Origin of the sequence: Devosia epidermidihirudinis (assembly GCF_000971295.1) — a bacterium.
Taxonomy (GTDB): Bacteria; Pseudomonadota; Alphaproteobacteria; order Rhizobiales; family Devosiaceae; genus Devosia; species Devosia epidermidihirudinis.
The window spans coordinates 64,225-80,135 of record NZ_LANJ01000004.1; the positions used below are offsets into that span (position 1 = coordinate 64,225).

Genomic DNA, 15,911 nt, shown 5'->3' on the forward strand with positions numbered 1-15,911 from the left:
GAGGCAGTCTCATGGACGAGAAAAAGCTGGGCCCATTCACGCCGACACCCGGCCGCATCATGCTGGTGGCACTCGGTGTGCTGCTCGTCATCATCGCCATTTCGACCTCAATGGGCGGCATCAACGCCTACCAGTCCCTGCGCGAAGCCAATGCGGCGGCGACATCAGGGGAAGCAACGGCCGAGGGTGCGGCTGAGGCGCCCCCCGCTCAATAGGCAAAGAGACCTCATGGTGAGCGTGTCGAACCACGAGGTCGCACGCGCCGATATTGCCACGACCTCGTCCTTCGACAGGCTCAGGATGAGGTCTACTGCCGAGTGAGGACAGGCCCGCGGAGCAAGTCCGCGGGAATTGGTTGTGAGGGCTAAGCCGCAAATACCGCTGGCACGGCCTCGGCGATGAAGCCGCCGCCCCAGACTTCAGAAGTTCCGGTGTCGTCAGCGTAGAAGACGCAGGCCTGGCCCGGCGAGATGCCGTATTCGCCAGAGACGAGCGTCACATAGACATCCTCGCCGCGCATCTGGATCACAGCGGGCTGCGGTCCACGCGTCGAGCGCACCTTGACCTCAACCGGCGCGCCATTGCCCGCGCTCAGTTCGGCCAGCGGACGACCGCCCAGCCAATTCACATCGCGCAATCGCACCGTATGTGTCTTGAGCGCCTCACGCGGTCCCACGATCACCCGGCCCGTCTTGTGCTCGAGCTTGACCACATAGAGGGGCTCTCCGGCTGCAACGCCGAGGCCTTTGCGCTGGCCCACGGTGTAGTTGACGATGCCCTCATGGGTGCCCAACACGCGACCATCGAGATGAACGATCTCACCAGTGGCGACGGCCTCAGGGTGCATCTTGCGGATGATATCGGCATACTTGCCCTGCGGCACAAAGCAGATGTCCTGGCTGTCGTGCTTTTCGGCAATCTCCAGCCCCATTTCACGGGCCAGCTCACGCACTTCGGCCTTGCCCATGCCGCCCAACGGGAAGCGCAGATAGTCGAGCTGTTCCTGCGTAGTGGCGAACAGGAAGTAGGTCTGGTCGCGTTCACTATCGACTGGGCGGAACAACTGACGCCGTCCGTCTTCGCCGAGGCGGCTCTGAACATAATGGCCGGTGGCCAGCGCGTCGGCGCCGAGATCCTGCGCCACCGCCATCAGGTCGACGAACTTGACCGACTGGTTACAGGCAATGCACGGCACCGGCGTTTCGCCCTGCTGATAGGCATTGGCGAAAGGGGCGATCACGCTCTTTTTGAAGCGCTCTTCATAGTCGAGCACATAATGGGGAATGCCCAGCGTTGCGGCCACGCGGCGCGCATCGTGGATGTCCTGCCCGGCGCAGCACGCGCCTTTGCGGAAGGTAGCCTCGCCATGATCGTAAAGCTGGAGGGTGACCCCAACCACATCATAGCCCTGCCGGGCGAGAAGCCCCGCAACAACCGAGGAGTCAACGCCCCCAGACATCGCCACAACAATGCGCGTGTCTTCGGGACGCTTGGCGATATCAAGCGAATTCAACATGGTTCCAGTATCCGGGTGGGTTCAAGGGCCAGCGGACGAATAAGGGTCGGTGCATACCCCTTTCCCTCCCCGCTCGCAAGATTTGCCCGGCAGGATTTGCCGCAGGGCCGACACTGCAAACCGCTCGGGCCGAGCACTCTGAAGCCAAGCCACTGATTCAGCGGTGATTTTTTGAAAATTCCCGACTTGGCAAGGCGCTTGCATTTGAAGGTGGTGGATTCGTCTTTCCTAGGACTGCGTTCTTGGCCTCTCACCTGACTGTCACTGTTTCATCTGCCGCTGGCTTTGTCAGCAAGGGCCTCAATGGTCAGGCCAGCGCCGATCCGCGCCGGGGCAATGACTTTGCCAATCTGCTCAGCGCATCGAACGCCGCGCCCCCGAGCCCGCGCAGCTCTGAGGCGCGCAAGAGCGACGTCAGCAATGACTCCTCGGGCAGCGAGCGACGCGAAGACCCCGAAGCGGTCGCCGCCCCCGTCGAGGCCCGCGCACCGATCCAGAACCAGTTTGACCCGCAGGCCGAGATGGCCGATCTGGTCGCCAATCTTTCTCAGCTTAAAAGCGCGCTGGATGCCGGCCAGCCGATCGATCCCGAGCTGCTCAAGCGCATCGACGCCGCGCTGCAGAACCTGGCGAGCGCGCTCAATATCGATCTGTCTGACGTTCCCAGCCTCGACAATCTCAAAAACCTGCTGGCAAGCGTTCCCGATGATGGCAGTTTCGGCGACCAGCTGAACAAGGCGTTGGGGCCACTGGCCGAGGGCATGCGCAACGGTCAGGCGGTCACCGACGGCGACAATGCCGACCTGCTAAAATCAGTCGGCGACAAGCTGGCGGCACTGCTCAAGGCCGTGAACAGCAACCAGACCCAGGAACTGGACGGGCTCGGCGAAGACGAAGCGCTCAAGGCCGCCCTGGCCAAACTGGCCCTGCCCGCCACCAAGATCGAAACCGCTGCGACGGCGCAGCCTCTGGCAACGCCCGAGCTCAAGCTGACCGAGCCCGTGCTGGCCGGCAAAACCGCCGAGACGGCTCCCGCAGCTGCCCCGCTCGAGGCCAAGCCGAGCCTTGCCCCGCGCAGCGACAGCGCCCGCAAGGACACCACTGGCGACGACAAGTCGGGCAAGTCCAAGCAGGACGCCGGCCCAGCCACGCCCAAGACGGAAACTGTCGACCCGACCGTGGCCGCTGGCCAGCAACAGCCAACGCGCATCGAAGCGGCCGTGGTGGCGCGGCCTGTGGTCGCTGGCTACCAGACCAGCCAGCAGCAGCTCAACCTGCCCCAGATCGCCTTTGAACTGGTGCGTCAGGTCAGCGAAGGCACCTCGCGCTTCCAGATCCGGCTCGATCCAGCCGAACTCGGCCGCGTCGACGTGCGGCTCGACATCGACAAATCCGGCCAGGTAACGGCCCGCCTGACGGTGGAAAAGGCTGAAACGCTCGATCTGATGCAGCGCGACCAGCGTGGGCTGGAAAAGGCCTTGCAGCAGGCGGGCCTGGATAGCGCCAAGACCAATCTCGAGTTCTCGCTCAAACAGAACCCGTTTAGCGGCGGCCAGCAGCAGGGGCAGGATGGCTCGAACCGTCATGCCCTGTCGAATAGCCGGGCAAACGCCGAAGCGGACGAGGCACCCGCTCCCACCATTAACCTCTATCGCGGCAGCCTTTCGGCCAGCGGCGTCAACATCATCGCGTAAGGATAGATATCATGGCCGTTGATGGCGTTTCCGGTAGCTCCAGTTCGCAGATGCAAAATTCGCGCAACACCATCGCGCAGAACTTTGACACCTTCCTCAGCATTCTGACCACGCAGTTGCGCAACCAGAACCCGCTGGATCCGCTCGACACCAACCAGTTCACCGCACAGCTGGTGCAGTTCACCGGCGTGGAGCAGCAGCTCAAGACCAATGAGTTTCTCGAGACGCTGATGCTGAGCGGCCAGAACTCGGCCAAGGCCGACGCTGTCTCTTATATTGGCAAGCAGGTGACGGCCTCGGGCAAGACCGGCTCGCTGACCAAGGATGAAGCGGTGTTCTGGGCCTATAACGCGCCCACCAATATCGCCAACGCCACGGTGACCATAAAGAACGCTCAGGGCAATGTCGTCTATTCCGAGACTGGCTCGCTGAAGTCCGGCCCCGGCACGTTCCGCTGGGATGGCATTGGCTCCGATGGCAGCCCGCTGCCAGAAGGTGTCTACACCATCGATATCAAGGGAACGAACTCGGCGGGCACCGGCGTCAACGTCAGCACCTCGACCATGGGCATCGTCACCGCCGTGGATTTCAGCGGCAAGGTGCCGATGCTGACCGTGGGGCAGAACAAGGTCGCTCTGGTGGATGTGATGGACGTGCGCGTGGCTCCCACCACCCCGACTCCACCCCCTGCAACAACGCCTGACGACAAGGACAAGGAAGAAGACCAGGCCTAAGTCCAATCTGGCTCTGTCTTTATGTCTCACCCCGCCGCATCGTCGGCGGGGTCACCGTGTGATGAGCAATAGTGTCCCGCTCTGTGGCGAACACCGATTCAATACCTTGAAATTCCAGCTCATTCTTAACCTGTTGTAAGTTTCCCCTTAGCTGAATTTTAAGGCCACTGGCCTACTCTCAAGCTCATATGGTCAGGTTGAGTAGAGAGTAAAATGACCGTACAAATGCGTCCTCGCGTTAAGTACGTAATCGGACCGGACGGAAGTCCGCTCACGATCGCAGATCTTCCCCCCGCTAATACGCGGAGGTGGGTCATTCGCCGTAAAGCCGAAGTCGTCGCAGCAGTGCGCGGCGGTTTGCTAAGCCTCGAAGAGGCCTGTGACCGCTATACTCTGAGCGTCGATGAATTTCTCAACTGGCAGGCCGCCATCGACAAGCACGGGCTTGCCGGTTTGCGAACCACCTGGATCCAGCACTACCGCGAAGGGTAAGTGCCGACCGTCCGATGGACGGACGGTTACCCAAATTCAAAGCCCGCTCAGACTTCGGTCCGGCGGGCTTTGCTATATCTGGCCTATGGCGTTTGTGTGGTCATCCAGCGCGCCCCTTCGGGCCGCTGCTTGAGGCGTTCATAATAGTCGCCCACCACCGGAAACGCCTTGCGCTCCAGCGGCATCGAGAACCAGCGATGCACCGACAGGCCCAGCGCGATATCGGCGATGGTGAACTGGTCACCGGCGACAAACGCCTCGCCCTGCTCCAGATGGCCTTCCAGGATCTCCATCTTGCCGGTCCACTTGGTCATGGCATCGCCAATCCGGGCCGGATCGTCATAACCCGGGGTCTTGCGGATCATCGCCTGCACGGCATAGCTCCATGACGGCCCCAGCTCGGATGACTGCCAGCCCAGCCATTGCTGCGCCCGCGCCCGCAATTGCGGATCGGCCGGCAGCAGATGGCCCGAGCCATCCTTGTCGGCAAGATAGTTCAGGATCGCATTGCTTTCCCACAGCACGAAGTCGCCGTCGAGCAGCACCGGCACCTGGCCATTGGGGTTGAGGGCCAGAAACTCCGGCACGTTGGGGTCGCGCAACGGCAGGCCCCAATCGTCCCGCTCATAGGCCAGCCCTAGCTCGCCCAGCCCCCACAGCACCTTGCGCACATTGATCGAGGTCACACGCCCCAAAACCCGCATCATTCCGTTCATCCTTTTTCAACCGCACCCGGCAGAATTTGCCGGATTTAGCAAAGTGCCACCAATAGTTAAGACAAAATTTACCATCTGGTAGGTAATTTTTGCCCATCGACCGACAAAGCGTGTTTGCGCCTGTCGTTCAGTCTCGAATCGAGTGTGGGCGTGGACAATTTTACCCAGCTGATCAATCGCATAGGCATGCCACGCCTGGCCGCGATGGCAACCGTGGCTGTGCTTATGCTCGGCTTTTTTGGTTTCCTGGTCATGCGCGCCCAGACCCCGAATCTGGCTCCGCTTTACACGGGTCTCAGCCTTGAGGATTCCTCGGCAATTGTGACCGAACTGCAGACGCAGAACGTTCCATTCGAACTTCGCGGCGAAGGCGACACGATTCTGGTCCCGCGCGACCAGATCACTGCCCTACGCATGAACCTTGCCGGCTCGGGCCTGCCCCAGCGTGGCCAGGTCGGCTATGAAATCTTCGACGAGCAGTCGACGCTCGGCGCCACCAGCTTTGTGCAGAACATCAACAATGTTCGCGCACTGGAAGGCGAATTGGCCCGCACCATCACCTCGCTCGCCCGCATCAAGACCGCCCGCGTTCACCTCGTGCTGCCTGAGCGCGAATTGTTCCGTCGCGACCGCAAGGACCCAACGGCCTCGATCGTACTGTCCGTGCGCGGCGAACTCGGCGCTGGCGAAATCCGCGCTATCCAGCACCTGGTGGCTTCGGCCATTGAAGGCCTCTCCCCCGCCAGCGTTTCCATCGTCGACGATCAGGGCAACCTGCTCGCCTCGGGCGGCGGCAACGCCGCTGAGGGCGCACTGTCGGGCGAAGCTGCGGAACGCACACTTGGTTTTGAGAACCGTCTGCGCACCCGCGTCGAAGACATGCTGGCCAATGTGGTTGGTGCCGGCCGTGCCCGCGTGCAGGTCAGCGCTGAAATGGACTACAACCGGTCCACCACCACTTCGGAAAGCTTTGACCCCGATAGCCAGGTCGTGCGGTCCAGCCAGGTGCGCGAGACCGAGAGCCTTGCCAATGGCGCCAATGGTCAGGTGACCGTGGCCAATGAGCTGCCTGGCGCCAGCCAGAACAATGGCGCCGCCGGTGCTACCGAGCAGGGCAAGACCACCGAAGAAGTCACCAATTACGAAATCTCCAAGACCACCCAGGTTGCGGTGAGCGAAGCCGGCTCGATCAAGCGCCTGTCGGTCGCCGTAGTGGTTGATGGCGTCTACACCGACGATGGGTCGGGCAACGCCTCCTATGCGCCACGCTCGGCTGACGAAGTTGCTCAGATCCTGACGCTGGTGCGCTCGGCCATCGGCTATTCGCAGGCCCGTGGCGACAGCGTTGAAGTCGTCAACATGCAGTTCGCCGAACGTCCGCAGCTCGCCGCGCCCGGCACCGATGCTGGCGGCAACCTGCTCGACTTCACCCGCGACGACATCATGAACGGCGCGGAAATGGGCGTGACCCTGCTCATCGCGCTGGCGCTGGTGTTCTTCGTCATGCGTCCGTTGCTCAAGAAGGTTCTGACCCCGGAAGTCGCGCCGCTGGCCCTGCCACCCGCCGCTGAGCTGGGTTCGCATGGTACGCTATCGTCCAACGGCATCGTCGTTGCCGACACCCCGGCCGAGCCGCACGACAAGACGCCGGCCTGGGTCGCCAATGCCAAGTCGATGGGTGAAACCCAGCTGCAGACGCTCAAGACCGTCGGCGGTCTCGTTGAAGAAAACCCCCGTCAGGCCGCGTTGATCGTGCGCGACTGGCTGGGTAGTGCGGCGTAATCGACATGGCGATGATCTCTCAATCCGCAGAAATGGCCGAGTATGGTGGCACCAAGCTGTTGGTCGGCGGCAATGCCAGCCAGCGCGCGCTGACCGGCGACGAGAAGGCTGCCGCGCTGATGCTGGCGCTCGGCCCCGATTACGGCAAGCCCATCTTCGATGAACTCGACGAACTGGAAATCAAGCAGCTGAGCCGCGCCATGGCGCGCCTGGGGCCGATCACCCAGGAGATGCTGGATGACCTGATGGTCGACTTCGTCACCACGATCTCCTCCAACGGCTCGCTGGCCGGCAATACCGACTCGACCGAACGCCTGCTGCTGAGCTTCCTGCCGCAGGAAAAGGTCGACTCGATCATGGAAGAAATCCGTGGTCCGGCAGGCCGCAACATGTGGGAGAAGCTCTCCAACGTGCAGGCCGACGTGCTCGCCGCCTACCTCAAGAACGAGTATCCCCAGACCATCGCCGTGGTGCTGTCAAAGATCGCCACCGACCACGCCTCGCAGGTGCTCGCGGTTTTGCCCGAAGAGTTGGCCATGGATGTGGTGCAGCGCATGCTGGGTCTGGATCAGGTGCAGAAAGAAATTCTCGAAAAGATCGAGAGCACCCTGCGCACAGAATTCATGTCGACGCTCAACCACTCCAAGCGTCGCGACAGCCATGAGCAGATGGCCGAAATCTTCAACTCCTTCGATCGCCAGACCGAAGCGCGCTTCATCACCACGCTTGAAGAGCACAGCCGTGAAGATGCCGAGCGCATCAAGTCGCTGATGTTCACCTTTGAAGATCTCGCCAAGCTCGAGCCTTCATCCATCCAGACCCTGCTCACCCGCATGGACAAGAAGGAACTGGCGCTGGCGCTCAAGGGCGCCAATGATGGCGTCAAGGAAACCTTCTTTGGCAATATGTCGAGCCGCTCTGCTAAGCTGATGCGCGACGATATGGAAGCCATGGGTCCGGTGCGCCTGAAGGATGTCGACGAAGCGCAGGGCCGCATGGTGTCGACCGCCAAGGATTTGGCCGCCAAGGGCGATATCATCATCGTCAAATCCAAATCCGACGATCAGATGGTGGCGTAAGACATGGCAAAACCCGCCCGCTTCACCTTCGATCTCGACCTCGGCGACAGCCCGACGCTTGCTGCCGTGCCGCGCCCCAGCGTGCCCGAAGACCTGGTTGCCGAACTCGTCGCGCAGGCGCGCGAGGAAGCCTATATCGAAGGTCTTGCCGCCGGTGAGCGCAATGCGACCGCCAATGCCGCCCAGACGCTGGCCTCTGCTGCCGCAATGCTGGCAACCCAGACCGGAGAAATGGCCGCAGCGTTCGACGATGCCGCCGCGCAGAACCGCCGGGAAGCCGTTGAGCTGGCGGCCAGCATCGGCCGCAAGCTGGCGCTGCACCTTCTGGCGCGCTTCCCCACCACGGAACTGGACGCGCTGATCGGGGAATGCATGCAGAGCCTTGCCGGCGTGCCGCATCTGGTTGTGCGCTGCCACCCCGACATTGCCGACGGCATCCGCGACATCGCTACCGCCCACATGCACACGTCCGGATTTTCCGGCCGCCTGGTGGTGATGGGCGATCCCGATCAGCGCCTCGGTGACGGGCGCCTGGAATGGGTGGATGGCGGGCTGGTGCGCGACATCGGCTCGGTATCCCAGGACATCGACCGCAAGATTTCAGCTTATCTCAATGCCCGCAGTGGCGCATCCAACCAACAGGAGACGGGTCATTGAGCACTCCCGGTAACGACGGCGAAGGTATCACCTTCGAAGAGATGGCTGCACCCGGCAAGGCCGACAGCCCCGAAGCCCATATCGAGCGCAGCGCGGCTGACCTCGAAGCCGTGTTCGATGTGCCGGTCCGCATTTCGGTGGTGCTTGGCCGCACCAAGATGCCGGTCAGCGACCTGCTGCGCCTCGACACTGGAACCGTCATCGAACTGGACCGTCAGGTCGGCGAAGCCGTCGAAATCTTCGTCAATGATCGTCTGGTCGCCCGTGGTGAAATCGTGCTGGTGGAAAACCGGCTCGGCGTCACCATGACCGAAATCATCAAACCACAATAAGGGAGGCCAGGATGCGTCTGCTCATCATCGGAGCCCTCGAAGGCCAACTCAGCGAAGCCACCAAGATGGCGATGAACGGCGGGGCTAAGGTGGCCCATGCCCCGTCCGTCGAAATCGCCCTCGCCGCACTGCGTGCGGGCCGTGGTGCCGATCTGCTGCTGGTCGATGTGGTGATGGACATTGCCGGTCTGATCGCCGGTCTTGAAGCCGAACGCATCGCAATCCCCGTGGTGGCGTGCGGCGTCGAGGCCAATGCGGCAGCCGCCGTCAATGCCATCCGCGCCGGGGCAAAGGAATACATTCCCCTTCCCCCCGACGCTGAATTGATCGCTGCAGTAATCGCCGCCGTCGCCCGCGACAGCTCCGAATTCCTGTTCCGCGATCCGGCAATGGAACGCGTGGTCAGAATGGCTGACCAGATCGCGGGCTCCGACGCTTCAATTCTGATCACCGGTGAGAGTGGCACCGGCAAGGAGGTCATCGCCAAATACGTGCACGCGCGATCCAAGCGCGGCAACAAGCCGTTCATCTCGGTCAACTGCGCCGCAATCCCCGAGGCGCTGCTGGAATCCGAGCTGTTCGGCCATGAAAAGGGTGCCTTTACCGGCGCCATCGCGCGCCGCATCGGCAAGTTCGAAGAAGCATCTGGTGGTACACTGCTTCTCGACGAAATCAGCGAAATGGACGTGCGCCTGCAAGCAAAACTGCTGCGCGCCATTCAGGAGCGTCTTATCGACCGCGTCGGCGGTGGCAAGCCTGTGCCGGTCGATATCCGCATCCTGGCGACGTCCAACCGCAACCTCAATGAAGCCGTCCGCGAAGGCAGCTTCCGCGAGGACCTGCTGTTCCGTCTCAACGTGGTCAACCTCAAGCTCCCCGCCCTGCGCGATCGCCCCGGCGATATCGTGGCGCTGTCCGAGCACTTCGTTGCCAAATACGCCAAGGCCAATGGCCTACCGACGCGCATCCTGTCCCCCGATGCCCGCGCAGCCCTGCTGAAGGCCCCATGGCCCGGCAACGTGCGCGAGCTGGAAAACACGCTGCACCGTGCTGTGCTGCTGTCATCGGGCGATGTGATCGGTCCGGAGGCGATTGTCCTACCCGATGGCATGGGTCTGAACGAAGTTGCGGCGGCAAGCTCCTTGTCGGCACAGCTGGCCCAGACCGCCGCCAATATGTCGAGCGCCCTGGTTGGTCGCACGGTGGCGGATGTGGAACGCGATCTGATCCTCGACACCCTTGATCACACCCTGGGCAACCGCACCCATGCGGCCAACATCCTGGGCATTTCGATCCGCACCCTGCGCAACAAGCTCAACCAATATGCCGACGAAGGCACCAATGTGCCCGACCCCGGCGAACGCAGATCGGTGGCCTAGTTGGATCATCGTGCGAACACATGTAGAGCGGTTCCTGCCCTGCTTCTTCCGCAAGGAAGCGGCAGTGGCAGACCTGAAACAGGTGCACTGATTTAATGACTGACACCCCAACCGGCCGCGTTCGCGCTCCCTTTAAAGTTCCCACCGCCGGTTCGGTGTTCGACATGCTGCGTTCGGGCGACATCGCGCTCGCCTCCGGCGTGATGGGCCTGATCGTTATTCTGATCGTGCCGCTGCCGCCGCTGCTCATCGACGCGCTGCTGGCCGTCTCGATCGTCTTCTCCGTCATGATCCTGATGACGGCCCTGTTCATCCAGAAACCGCTGGAATTCTCGTCTTTCCCAACCGTGTTGCTGATCGCGACCATGTTGCGGCTGGGCCTGTCCATCGCCACGACCCGCCTGATCCTCAGTGATGGACACACCGGCACCGCGGCGGCCGGTCACGTCATCGAGGCCTTCGGCAATTTCGTGATGCGCGGCAATTTCATCATCGGTGTGGTGGTGTTCGCCATCCTGATGATCGTGAACTTCATCGTCATCACCAAGGGTTCGGGCCGTATCGCCGAAGTGGCTGCGCGCTTCAATCTGGACGCCATGCCCGGCAAGCAGATGGCCATCGACGCCGACCTGTCCGCCGGGCTGATCGACGAGGCTACCGCAAAGCAGCGCCGCGCCGACCTTGAGGGCGAAAGCGCCTTTTTCGGTAACATGGACGGTGCGTCCAAGTTCGTGCGCGGCGACGCCATTGCCGGCCTGATCATCACCTTCATCAACATTTCCGCTGGCATGGTCATCGGCATGATGCAGGAGGGCCTGTCGGTCCAGGAAGCCGGCAGCGTCTATACCCTGCTCACCATCGGTGATGGCCTGGTCTCCCAGATCCCGGCGCTGATCGTCTCGACTGCTGCCGGTATCCTCGTCTCCAAGTCCGGCGTCACTGGCTCCGCCGACAAAGCCCTGTCATCCCAGTTCACCGGCTATCCGCGTGCGCTGGGCATGTCTGCCGCCGTCATGGCGCTGCTGGCCATGCTGCCCGGCATGCCTGTGCTGACCTTCCTGGCGCTAGCAGCCGGCGTTGGCTACATGGCCTGGCGCGCCGCCCGCACCAAGGATGACAAAAAGGCCGATGCGCTGATCAAGGCTGCCACCGAAGCCGCTGCCCAGCCCGGCGCTGCAGGCGCCAACTCGAACGAAGTGCCGATCACCGACAGTCTCAAGATCGACGAACTCAAGCTCGAGCTCGGCTACGGCTTGCTGTCGCTGGTCAAGGAAGACGAGAACGGCAGCGATCGTCTGACCGAGCAGATCAAGGCGCTGCGCCGTCAGCTGGCGGGCGAGCTGGGTTTTGTCATGCCGCCCGTGCGCATCCTCGACAACATGCAGCTCGAGCCCAATGATTATAAGGTTCGCATCAAGGAAGTCGAAGCGGGCCACGGCCAGATTTTTGCCAACCAGCTCATGGTCATGGACCCCTATGGCAACCAGATCGACCTGCCGGGCCACCACACCACCGAGCCGACCTTCGGCCTGCCTGCCACCTGGATCGAACCCGCACTGCGCGACGAAGCCGAGCTGCGTGGCCTTTCGATCATCGATCCATCGACGGTCATCTCAACGCACCTGACCGAAGTGCTGAAAGCCAATGTCGCCGACCTCCTGAGCTACGCTAATGTGCAGTCGTTGCTGTCTGGCCTGCCCAAGGATCAGCAGAAGCTGGTGGAAGACATCGTCCCCGGCCTGATCTCGGTCTCCGGCCTCCAGCGCGTGCTGCAGGCGCTGCTCAACGAGCGCATCTCGATCCGCGACCTGTCGAGCATTCTCGAAGCCGTAGCCGAAATCGCGGCACCCGGCCGTTCGATCCAGATGATTGCAGAGCACGTCCGCAGCCGCCTCGCCCGCCAGCTCTGCGCCGCAAATCTCGGCCCCGACGGCAATCTGCCGCTGATGACCCTGTCGCCCCAGTGGGAACGCGACTTTGCCGAAGCCATGGTCGGCGATGGCGACAATCGCCACCTCGCCATGGCCCCGTCGCGCCTGCAGCAGTTCATCGCCGCCATCCAGCAGGGTTATGAGCGCGCTGCCCAGATGGGCGAGCTGCCCGTGCTGATCACCTCGCCCGGCATTCGCCCCCATGTCCGCTCCATCATCGAGCGCTTCCGGCCGCAGACGGTGGTGATGAGCCAGAACGAAGTCCATCCGCGTATCCGTCTCAAGACGGTGGGGAGCATCTAAAATGACCGGCAAGGTACGTCTGGAAGGCTATATGGACGTGCCGCACGCTCGCATCGCAGCCGTCGTGGCGGCCTTGCCTGCCCACGTCGCCCTCACCCGAGCCGAACCGGGTTGCCTCGCCTTCGCGGTCGAGCAGAGCGATATTGAGGCAGGGCGCTTCGTGGTCTCGGAACTGTTCACCGATCAGGCCGCGTTTGACGCCCATCAGACCCGCGCCCAGGCCTCGGACTGGGCCAAAGTCACCGAGGGCCTGCCGCGCCACTACACCATCACGACGGACGAGTAAGCTCGTAGCGATATTCGTCCGAACTCGCGCCCTTGAAGAAGTCCGCATCCTTGACGGTCGCAATTCGCGCAAAGCCGAGGGCCTCAACCAAACCCGCCGAGGCCTCGTTGCGCGTATCGAGAGAGGCACCAATCATTCGCAGGTCCGGATCGTTGAGCAGGGCCGCAACCACTGCTCGCGCCGCCTCCTTGGCCAGTCCCTGCCTCTGGTACGCGGTGAAGATGAAATAGGCGATATCGACAGAGCCGTTCTCGGTCGCCGTGGCCTCAAACTGCCCGCAATAAACGTCGCCGCATCGGATCGCCCAGTTCATCCAGACGGCGTTCCCATCAGCCGGACCGCGTGTTGAAATCCGCGTAAACCGCGCCGTGAGCCATGCCAGATCGGCCGGTGGGTCCTGAGGGATAAATCTATAGAGCTGCTCGTCCTGCAGACCCGCGAGCAGTGCCACTGCATGGTCGGGCCGCAAGGGCTCCAGCACCAGCCGCTCAGTCACCAGTTCGGTCTCGGCCAAGACCCGCATGCGCAAGAGAAAACTCAAAATCCTGCTCCTGTTTGCCTGCTCATAGCACAAAATCTCAGCGAGAGAATTGTCCTGCCCCGGCCCCTTCCAAGCGGCCCATGCCCTGCGCTATTCTGCGGCCATGTCTGATATCACCGTTCTCATCGCCCCACCCTTTTCCACGCTTTGCAATGCGGCGTTCGCCCTCCGACGCGAGGTCTTTGTCTGGGAACAAAAAGTTCCTGAAGAGGAAGAACACGACGCCGACGACCTCACCGCGACCCATTTCGTGGCCATTGCCGATGGTGAAGTCGTGGGCACGCTGCGCGTGATCAACAAGCCCGAACACGCCAAGATCGGTCGCGTGGCGGTACGCCTCAGCTGGCGCGGTCGCGGTATTGCCAAGACCATGATGCTGGCCGCCATGGAGCATTGCCGCGCCAAGGGACGGGATCGGTTTTATCTCACTGCCCAGTCGGACAAGCTCAGTTTTTACGAGAAGCTTGGCTATGCCGCGTTCGGCCCGGAATTCTTCGACGGCGGCATGCCGCACCGCGCCATGCGCACCTATGATCGCGAGACCGCTGAATTAACCAATTAGGAACCTCTTAAGCCTGCCGCACGACTTCGGGTGCCTTGCCTCACGGGGTGCGCTAAGGTCTGCGATGTTGGGAGCCCTGTGCGCGAAATGCGCGGCGCGGGTCCTCCAAGAACACCAATCCGCCAGGGAGGCGGAGAAGGCCGGCCTCGTCTGAGAGCCGGCCTTTTCAATTCCAAAAGAACCGGCTTCAGCGCCCCCGCGACAAAATTGCGGGGAACGTCTCGCGATGATGAGGCGTTGACTGGTCATATGGGCCGCACGGCACTCCACCGGCAAGTTTTGTGTCGCACGGCCCTGTTCACCTCAACGATGAACCTATGGAGCCTACAATGATCCGCACTCTTTTGACCACTACCACTATCGCCGCTCTGATGACCGCTGGTGTGATGGCACAGGACGCTGCCCCCGCCGTAACGACCACCGTCGATGGTGCAGCAGTGACGACACAGGTCCGGGCTCCCTGGGACCTTTCGGCGGGCTATACCGCCGTTGATACCGACAATCTCGGGACGCACCTGATTGGTCAGCCTGTGTATTCGTCGCGCGCAGATGACGCCGAGAACATCGGCAACATCTCCGACATCGTCTTTGATGCCGAAGGCCAGATCACCGCAGTCGTGATCGGCGTCGGTGGCTTCCTCGGCATTGGCGAGAAGTCCGTTGCGGTTGACTTCCATTCGCTGGAATTCGTGATCGCTGCCGACCAGACTGAACGCTGGGTTGTTCCAACCACAGCTGATGCCCTCAAGGCCGCTCCGGAATTCGTCTGGAGGGACGACAAGCCAGCTGAAGGCGTCGTGGTCGCCCCAGCGCCAGCTGGTGATGTGGTCGCCCCTGCGCCAGTTGCCAACTAAGCGATCCCGTCCGGGATCAACCAGGCCGGCCCATCAGGGCCGGCCTTCCGCGTCACAGGAGACATTCATGCTGCGCACTCTGATCACTGCCTCTGCCCTCGCCGTGCTGCTGGCCGCGCCCACACTGGCGCAGAGCCCGGCCCCCGCGAGCACACAGCTTGAACAGAGTGGACTGACACCACCGACCGTGCTGTCACAGGGCTATGCCAATGACGCCGAAGACACTCTGGTGACCAAACTGCTCAACCAGACCGTCTATTCCTCTGTCGAGGACAATGCCGAGGAGATCGGCAACATCAAGGATATCGTCGTCAGCTCCGGCATCGGCATTTCAGCCGTCGTGGTGAGCGTCGGCGGCTTTCTGGGCGTCGGCAGCAAGGATGTTGCAGTCGACTTCCACCAGCTCGATTGGGCCACTCGCCCCGATGGCAGCCGCCGCTGGGTGCTGGAAAGCACCGCCGAAGACCTGCGCGCTGCCCCCGCCTTCATCTGGTCCGATAGTGTCGAGAACACCGGCGCCCCTGCCCTGACCTCGGCCGAACAGGAAGCCCAGCTTGCGCCCGGCAATCCCAACGCCGCACCCGTCGACCCGACCCTGACAACCGATGCCCCCGAGCGCGCCGCAATCACCACCCCGATTGACCGCACTGGCTTCACCAATCTCGACGAGAAAGGCCTGACCGCAGATCAGCTTAGCGGCATTCCAGTCTATGGGATTAACGACGAGCAGATCGGCACGATCGGCAATGTGGTCAACCATTCCGATGGGACCATCGACGCGGTGATCGTCGATGTGGGCGGCTTCCTCGGCCTCGGCGCCAAGCCCGTTGCAGTTGGCTACGACAACCTTGCCTTCTCCACCGACACCAGCGGCAACCGCTATCTGTTCCTCAACACCACGCGGGACCAGCTCGAAGCACAGACCGAATACAATCCCGATACCTATCCCGGCGAAGGCGACAACCAGCGCATGGTGATCACGCCCTAGTAATGAGCCGGCGAGAACATGGAAAATTTCTTATCCATCAGCAAGTAAGACGATGAATCCGTCGC

17 protein-coding genes are annotated in these 15,911 nt (G+C 62.2%); 14 read left to right on the forward strand and 3 right to left on the reverse strand.

The window, feature by feature from the left end; genetic code table 11:
• Positions 1-11 precede the first annotated feature (11 nt).
• Positions 12-215 (forward strand): hypothetical protein, encoded by a 204-nt coding sequence (locus tag WH87_RS01590; protein WP_046140110.1) that lies wholly within the window; start codon positions 12-14, stop codon positions 213-215.
• Positions 216-364: 149 nt separating this feature from the next.
• Here WH87_RS01590 and mnmA read toward each other — a convergent pair whose 3' ends face one another.
• Entirely contained in the window at positions 365-1,516 is a 1,152-nt protein-coding gene (gene mnmA, locus WH87_RS01595) for a tRNA 2-thiouridine(34) synthase MnmA (protein ID WP_082092430.1), read from the reverse strand.
• Between the two features lie 242 nt (positions 1,517-1,758).
• On the opposite strand from mnmA, the gene WH87_RS18725 reads away from it, so the two are divergent.
• The 3 genes from WH87_RS18725 to sciP all read left to right on the forward strand — a co-directional run bounded on the left by WH87_RS18725 (position 1,759) and on the right by sciP (position 4,436).
• The gene (locus WH87_RS18725; protein WP_052726567.1) at positions 1,759-3,210 is read left to right on the forward strand and encodes a flagellar hook-length control protein FliK; all 1,452 of its coding nucleotides are present in this window, start codon (positions 1,759-1,761) and stop codon (positions 3,208-3,210) included.
• Positions 3,211-3,221: 11 nt separating this feature from the next.
• On the forward strand, positions 3,222-3,944 hold the full coding sequence (locus WH87_RS01605) for a flagellar hook assembly protein FlgD (RefSeq protein ID WP_046140109.1): 723 nt from the start codon (positions 3,222-3,224) through the stop codon (positions 3,942-3,944).
• 213 nt (positions 3,945-4,157) lie between these two features.
• A complete protein-coding gene (gene sciP / locus WH87_RS01610; RefSeq protein ID WP_035102845.1) occupies positions 4,158-4,436 on the forward strand; it encodes a CtrA inhibitor SciP in 279 nt (92 codons plus the stop codon).
• A gap of 83 nt (positions 4,437-4,519) precedes the next feature.
• Here sciP and WH87_RS01615 read toward each other — a convergent pair whose 3' ends face one another.
• Complete coding sequence (locus WH87_RS01615; protein ID WP_046140108.1) at positions 4,520-5,143, reverse strand: glutathione S-transferase family protein; 624 nt, start codon at positions 5,141-5,143, stop codon at positions 4,520-4,522.
• Positions 5,144-5,302: 159 nt separating this feature from the next.
• On the opposite strand from WH87_RS01615, the gene fliF reads away from it, so the two are divergent.
• The 7 genes from fliF (at position 5,303) to WH87_RS01650 (ending at position 12,901) form a co-directional block, all read left to right on the forward strand.
• The gene (gene fliF, locus WH87_RS01620) at positions 5,303-6,934 is read left to right on the forward strand and encodes a flagellar basal-body MS-ring/collar protein FliF (RefSeq protein WP_082092461.1); all 1,632 of its coding nucleotides are present in this window, start codon (positions 5,303-5,305) and stop codon (positions 6,932-6,934) included.
• Positions 6,935-6,966: 32 nt separating this feature from the next.
• On the forward strand, positions 6,967-8,013 hold the full coding sequence (gene fliG, locus WH87_RS01625) for a flagellar motor switch protein FliG (protein ID WP_082092431.1): 1,047 nt from the start codon (positions 6,967-6,969) through the stop codon (positions 8,011-8,013).
• Between the two features lie 3 nt (positions 8,014-8,016).
• Positions 8,017-8,670, forward strand: coding sequence for a FliH/SctL family protein (locus tag WH87_RS01630; protein ID WP_046140107.1), 654 nt, complete (start codon positions 8,017-8,019; stop codon positions 8,668-8,670).
• 41 nt (positions 8,671-8,711) lie between these two features.
• Positions 8,712-9,002 (forward strand): flagellar motor switch protein FliN, encoded by a 291-nt coding sequence (gene fliN, locus WH87_RS01635; RefSeq protein ID WP_046140180.1) that lies wholly within the window; start codon positions 8,712-8,714, stop codon positions 9,000-9,002.
• 11 nt (positions 9,003-9,013) lie between these two features.
• Entirely contained in the window at positions 9,014-10,381 is a 1,368-nt protein-coding gene (flbD, locus tag WH87_RS01640) for a sigma-54-dependent transcriptional regulator FlbD (protein WP_046140106.1), read from the forward strand.
• A gap of 95 nt (positions 10,382-10,476) precedes the next feature.
• Positions 10,477-12,615, forward strand: a complete 2,139-nt coding sequence (gene flhA, locus WH87_RS01645) for a flagellar biosynthesis protein FlhA (RefSeq protein WP_046140105.1) — start codon at positions 10,477-10,479, stop codon at positions 12,613-12,615.
• A gap of 1 nt (position 12,616) precedes the next feature.
• On the forward strand, positions 12,617-12,901 hold the full coding sequence (locus WH87_RS01650) for a putative quinol monooxygenase (RefSeq protein WP_046140104.1): 285 nt from the start codon (positions 12,617-12,619) through the stop codon (positions 12,899-12,901).
• On the opposite strand, the gene WH87_RS01655 is transcribed toward WH87_RS01650, so the two are convergent.
• Complete coding sequence (locus WH87_RS01655; protein WP_156167911.1) at positions 12,885-13,442, reverse strand: GNAT family N-acetyltransferase; 558 nt, start codon at positions 13,440-13,442, stop codon at positions 12,885-12,887. The two genes, WH87_RS01650 and WH87_RS01655, sit on opposite strands and share 17 nt — an antisense overlap.
• Positions 13,443-13,545: 103 nt before the next feature.
• On the opposite strand from WH87_RS01655, the gene WH87_RS01660 reads away from it, so the two are divergent.
• From WH87_RS01660 to WH87_RS01670, 3 genes are all read left to right on the forward strand, one after another.
• Positions 13,546-14,004 (forward strand): GNAT family N-acetyltransferase, encoded by a 459-nt coding sequence (locus WH87_RS01660; protein WP_046140178.1) that lies wholly within the window; start codon positions 13,546-13,548, stop codon positions 14,002-14,004.
• Between the two features lie 329 nt (positions 14,005-14,333).
• Positions 14,334-14,858 carry a PRC-barrel domain-containing protein gene (locus tag WH87_RS01665; RefSeq protein ID WP_052726565.1) on the forward strand — a complete coding sequence of 175 codons (525 nt, stop codon included), beginning with the start codon at positions 14,334-14,336 and terminating at the stop codon, positions 14,856-14,858.
• Positions 14,859-14,925: 67 nt separating this feature from the next.
• On the forward strand, positions 14,926-15,846 hold the full coding sequence (locus WH87_RS01670) for a PRC-barrel domain-containing protein (protein ID WP_052726564.1): 921 nt from the start codon (positions 14,926-14,928) through the stop codon (positions 15,844-15,846).
• Positions 15,847-15,911 lie beyond the last annotated feature (65 nt).

Excerpts from the sequence above, each read along its gene's own strand:
- sciP (WP_035102845.1), top strand. The coding sequence starts at position 4,158 with ATGACCGTACAAATGCGTCCTCGCGTTAAGTACGTAATCGGACCGGAC.
- fliN (WP_046140180.1), top strand. The coding sequence starts at position 8,712 with ATGGCTGCACCCGGCAAGGCCGACAGCCCCGAAGCCCATATCGAGCGC.
- fliG (WP_082092431.1), top strand. The coding sequence starts at position 6,967 with ATGGCCGAGTATGGTGGCACCAAGCTGTTGGTCGGCGGCAATGCCAGC.
- WH87_RS01660 (WP_046140178.1), top strand. The coding sequence starts at position 13,546 with ATGTCTGATATCACCGTTCTCATCGCCCCACCCTTTTCCACGCTTTGC.
- WH87_RS01615 (WP_046140108.1), bottom strand. The coding sequence starts at position 5,143 with ATGATGCGGGTTTTGGGGCGTGTGACCTCGATCAATGTGCGCAAGGTG.
- WH87_RS01590 (WP_046140110.1), top strand. The coding sequence starts at position 12 with ATGGACGAGAAAAAGCTGGGCCCATTCACGCCGACACCCGGCCGCATC.
- WH87_RS01605 (WP_046140109.1), top strand. The coding sequence starts at position 3,222 with ATGGCCGTTGATGGCGTTTCCGGTAGCTCCAGTTCGCAGATGCAAAAT.
- WH87_RS01665 (WP_052726565.1), top strand. The coding sequence starts at position 14,334 with ATGATCCGCACTCTTTTGACCACTACCACTATCGCCGCTCTGATGACC.
- WH87_RS01670 (WP_052726564.1), top strand. The coding sequence starts at position 14,926 with ATGCTGCGCACTCTGATCACTGCCTCTGCCCTCGCCGTGCTGCTGGCC.
- flbD (WP_046140106.1), top strand. The coding sequence starts at position 9,014 with ATGCGTCTGCTCATCATCGGAGCCCTCGAAGGCCAACTCAGCGAAGCC.
- WH87_RS01650 (WP_046140104.1), top strand. The coding sequence starts at position 12,617 with ATGACCGGCAAGGTACGTCTGGAAGGCTATATGGACGTGCCGCACGCT.
- WH87_RS01630 (WP_046140107.1), top strand. The coding sequence starts at position 8,017 with ATGGCAAAACCCGCCCGCTTCACCTTCGATCTCGACCTCGGCGACAGC.
- flhA (WP_046140105.1), top strand. The coding sequence starts at position 10,477 with ATGACTGACACCCCAACCGGCCGCGTTCGCGCTCCCTTTAAAGTTCCC.
- mnmA (WP_082092430.1), bottom strand. The coding sequence starts at position 1,516 with ATGTTGAATTCGCTTGATATCGCCAAGCGTCCCGAAGACACGCGCATT.